Raw genomic sequence first — 3,360 nt, forward strand, 5'->3', positions numbered from 1 at the left:
AAACTAACAAATCAATCCAAAATCTGGATAAATTAGTTAGCTATATTAAAATATCTATTTCATAATGTGGAAATAAAATCAAAATAATGAAGTCATTAAACGAGTATAGGCTATTTATTTTTATATGGAGTCTCATAGGTTGTTTCAGCAACTGGTGAAACACGCCAAATCGTATTGCCTACATCATCTGCAACTAATACGGCACCTGAAAAATCAATGGCCACACCCACAGGACGACCATACGCTTTGCCTTTATCACTCAGGAATCCGGTCAAGATATCTTGTGGTGGGCCAGAAGGTTGACCACTTCTAAATGGTACAAAAACGACTTTATAACCACTGTGAGGCTTACGGTTCCAAGAGCCATGTTGACCGATCAATGCGCCACCTCTAAATTGTGGCATGAGTTCAGCTGTGTAAAATGCAAGGCCTAAAGAAGCCGTATGGTTACCAAGTGCATAATCAGGTTTAATTGCACGAGCAACCATTTCCGGATTTTGTGGTTTTACTCGCACATCTACATGTTGACCATAATAGCTATATGGCCATCCATAAAAACCACCGTCTTGGACTGACGTCATATAGTCAGGTACTAAGTCACTACCAATTTCATCACGTTCATTTACAACCGTCCAGAGTTTACCGCTTTGAGGTTGCCAAGCCATACCATTTGGATTGCGTAATCCGGTTGCAAATGGACGAGACTGCCCGCTTGCTATATCGAACTCCGTAATTTGTGCTCGGCCTTTTTCTTGATCTAAACCATTTTCAGCAACGTTACTATTAGAACCAACAGTAATGTACAGCTTGGTACCAGCTAGGTTAGCAATCACATTTTTGGTCCAATGGTGGTTTAAAGGGCCACCCGGTAAGTCCAATACTTTGGTTCCACTAGCTGTAATTTGAGTTTCACCTTCCTGATAAGGAAAACGCACCAGTGCATCTGTATTAGCGACATATAAGTTATTACCGACCAATGCCATACCAAATGGAGAATTTAGGTTTTGAAGAAATAGCGTTTTCTGATCAGCGACGCCATCCCCATTGGTGTCACGAAGTAAGCTAATACGGTTTGCACTTGGATGAGATGAGCCTGCACGTCTCATCACAAACGTCATGATTTTACCTTTAATACCTTTACTGTCTTCTGGTTTAGGCGGGGCATCCGTTTCAGCAACTAATACATCGCCATTTGGTAATACATAAAGCCAGCGTGGGTGTTCAAGTCCTTTCGCAAATGCTTTAACCTTTAAACCTTCTGCTGGTTTTGGCATTACCCCACTCGGCCAGCCTTCTGCTGGCGCTATATTAACGGTTGGTAATAAGCTTGATTTAGGTTCAGGTAACTTTGGTTCTGGCCCATAGCTGTCGGTAATTGGATATTGAGAGGATGAAGCGCATCCAGCTAATGTAATTAAAACCGTAGTGCCTAAAACTGGCAGTAAAAAAAGTTTAGTCATGATTTATCACCATTTATTTTTTGTCGTCTTGGAAATAGCGTAATTTATGTTTGCAATTAAACAAGCAGCTTTAATGGAGTCTTTTGTTTATGGCTTGAAAAAAACGTTCTTTATCTTTTGGCGAAATCATCACTGATGTGACTTCTCCATTTTTCATATAATAAATTTTGAGTCGATCTAAATTTCAAAAGTTATCCTCCATTTTTAAATTAGTTCTTAGCAATTTATTCATTCTAATTTATTTAATTTATCTTCTTAAGTTAAAGCCAAACTCACCGCTTCTTTGGCATGAATGGTGGTGGTATCAAATAAAGGAACCGAAAATTTAAGCTCACCAATCAACATACAAATTTCGGTACAACCCAAGATAACTCCTTGGGCACCATCAGCTATAAGCGACTCTACTATAGTCTCGTATTTTTTCCTTGAATCGGGGTTAATCACACCCAAGCAAAGCTCCTCATAGATAATACGATGTACTATCTTTCGGTCGGCTTCATTTGGAATAATCACGTCAATTCCATAATCCTGCAATCGAGCTTTATAAAAATCTTGCTCCATTGTAAAAGCTGTCCCTAACAGTGCAACTTTACCAATGTTTTGACTCAAAATTTCTTTTGCAGTTGCGTCAGCGATGTGTAAGAAAGGAATCGAAATTGAATCTTCAATCTGTGCAGCAACTTTATGCATGGTGTTAGTACACACCAAAATACAATCTGCCCCTGCTTTTTCTAAATTTTGTGCTTGCTCAGCTAAATATGTGCCAGCTTCTTGCCATAAACCCTTCGCTTGCAAGGCTGCTATTTCTTCAAAATCGACACTATTAATAATGACCTTAGCTGAGTGCAATTTTCCTAATTTAAGATGAACCATTTTATTGATTTGTTGATAATAAAGTGCCGTAGATTCCCAACTCATTCCGCCTAATAAGCCGATTGTTTTCATTATTTAGTCCTTCTATTTATGCAAAACTTATCTATATCTCTTATGAGTAAAGCGCAGCTAGAATAAAATTGCTTTTTTGATACTTAAAACTTTAAATGAAGTTAAAATATTTAGATTGAATTTATACTTGATAAAAAAGACATGAATATTGATATATTTAATGATAATTATGAATACATTGGGATTGCTGATAAAAAATTAGCCCATCAATTGGGACTATGGCATAGGGTATTTACTTGTCTTGTATATAACCCATCAACTCAATATGCTTATTTTCAGCTAAAAAATTGTGATAACTATACTTTTGACAGAGAACGTTTTCTTGATATCTCTGTTGGTGGACACTACGAGGCAGGTGAAACCATTGAACAAGGAATAAGAGAATGCGAGGAAGAGTTAGGAATTAAGGTGGAATTCAACCAACTTATCCCTATAGGAATTAGACAGACTGCTTGCCATATTGCAGATAATTATATTGCAAATGAATTTCAACATATCTTCTTACTACCTCTAAATATTGAATTATCCGAGCTAAAACCGAAAGGTAATGAGGTAGTAGGATTTGTAGAAGTTCAAATATATGATTGTATTGATTTACTCCAACATAAGGTGAATACAATACAAGTAAAACAGAATATTAAAACCAAAGAGGACTTATGGGAAGTAAGCACTGGAACCATGACATTAAAAGACTTTCCTCCAAATTATTTAGCCATTGATAAAATAATAGAGAGATTGCTCATCGCAGCTACAAGACAAATTTCTGGCGAAAATAGAGACAATATTTATTGGTGAGTTAAGAATCAATTTAAGGGAAACTTATTCATGCTTATATATTTTATAGGACCGGGAGGTGCTGGGAAAACAACTCTAGCTAAGCAATTTTCTAAAGATTTCGGTGCTATTTATTATGATTTAGATGAGCACTTTATACTTAAAATAGGAAATATTTCTC

Annotated in this window: 3 protein-coding genes and 2 pseudogenes; 2 read left to right on the top strand and 3 right to left on the bottom strand. The window is 36.7% G+C overall.

Translation table 11 applies throughout. The annotated features are described in order from the left end of the window. Nucleotides 1–110 precede the first annotated feature (110 nt). From HUN22_RS16165 to HUN22_RS16175, 3 genes and pseudogenes are all read right to left on the bottom strand, one after another. A complete protein-coding gene (locus tag HUN22_RS16165; RefSeq protein WP_174731493.1) occupies nt 111–1,460 on the bottom strand; it encodes a PQQ-dependent sugar dehydrogenase in 1,350 nt (449 codons plus the stop codon). Nucleotides 1,461–1,530: 70 nt separating this feature from the next. Next, nucleotides 1,531–1,644: pseudogene (locus HUN22_RS16170) on the bottom strand (PH domain-containing protein); the annotation flags it as partial. A 71-nt stretch (nt 1,645–1,715) separates the two neighbouring features. Beyond that, complete coding sequence (locus HUN22_RS16175) at nt 1,716–2,405, bottom strand: aspartate/glutamate racemase family protein (protein WP_174731496.1); 690 nt, start codon at nt 2,403–2,405, stop codon at nt 1,716–1,718. 141 nt (nt 2,406–2,546) lie between these two features. On the opposite strand from HUN22_RS16175, the gene HUN22_RS16180 reads away from it, so the two are divergent. Further along, nucleotides 2,547–3,200, top strand: a complete 654-nt coding sequence (locus tag HUN22_RS16180; protein WP_174731499.1) for an NUDIX hydrolase — start codon at nt 2,547–2,549, stop codon at nt 3,198–3,200. Between the two features lie 30 nt (nt 3,201–3,230). Then, a pseudogene (locus tag HUN22_RS18445) lies at nt 3,231–3,360 on the top strand (shikimate kinase); the annotation flags it as partial.

This window comes from Acinetobacter lactucae (genome assembly GCF_013344765.1).
Taxonomy (GTDB): Bacteria; Pseudomonadota; Gammaproteobacteria; order Pseudomonadales; family Moraxellaceae; genus Acinetobacter; species Acinetobacter lactucae_A.

Bases quoted from the DNA above. Each gene is read 5' to 3' on its own strand.
- HUN22_RS16175 (WP_174731496.1), bottom strand. From the start codon at position 2,405: ATGAAAACAATCGGCTTATTAGGCGGAATGAGTTGGGAATCTACGGCA.
- HUN22_RS16165 (WP_174731493.1), bottom strand. From the start codon at position 1,460: ATGACTAAACTTTTTTTACTGCCAGTTTTAGGCACTACGGTTTTAATT.
- HUN22_RS16180 (WP_174731499.1), top strand. From the start codon at position 2,547: ATGAATATTGATATATTTAATGATAATTATGAATACATTGGGATTGCT.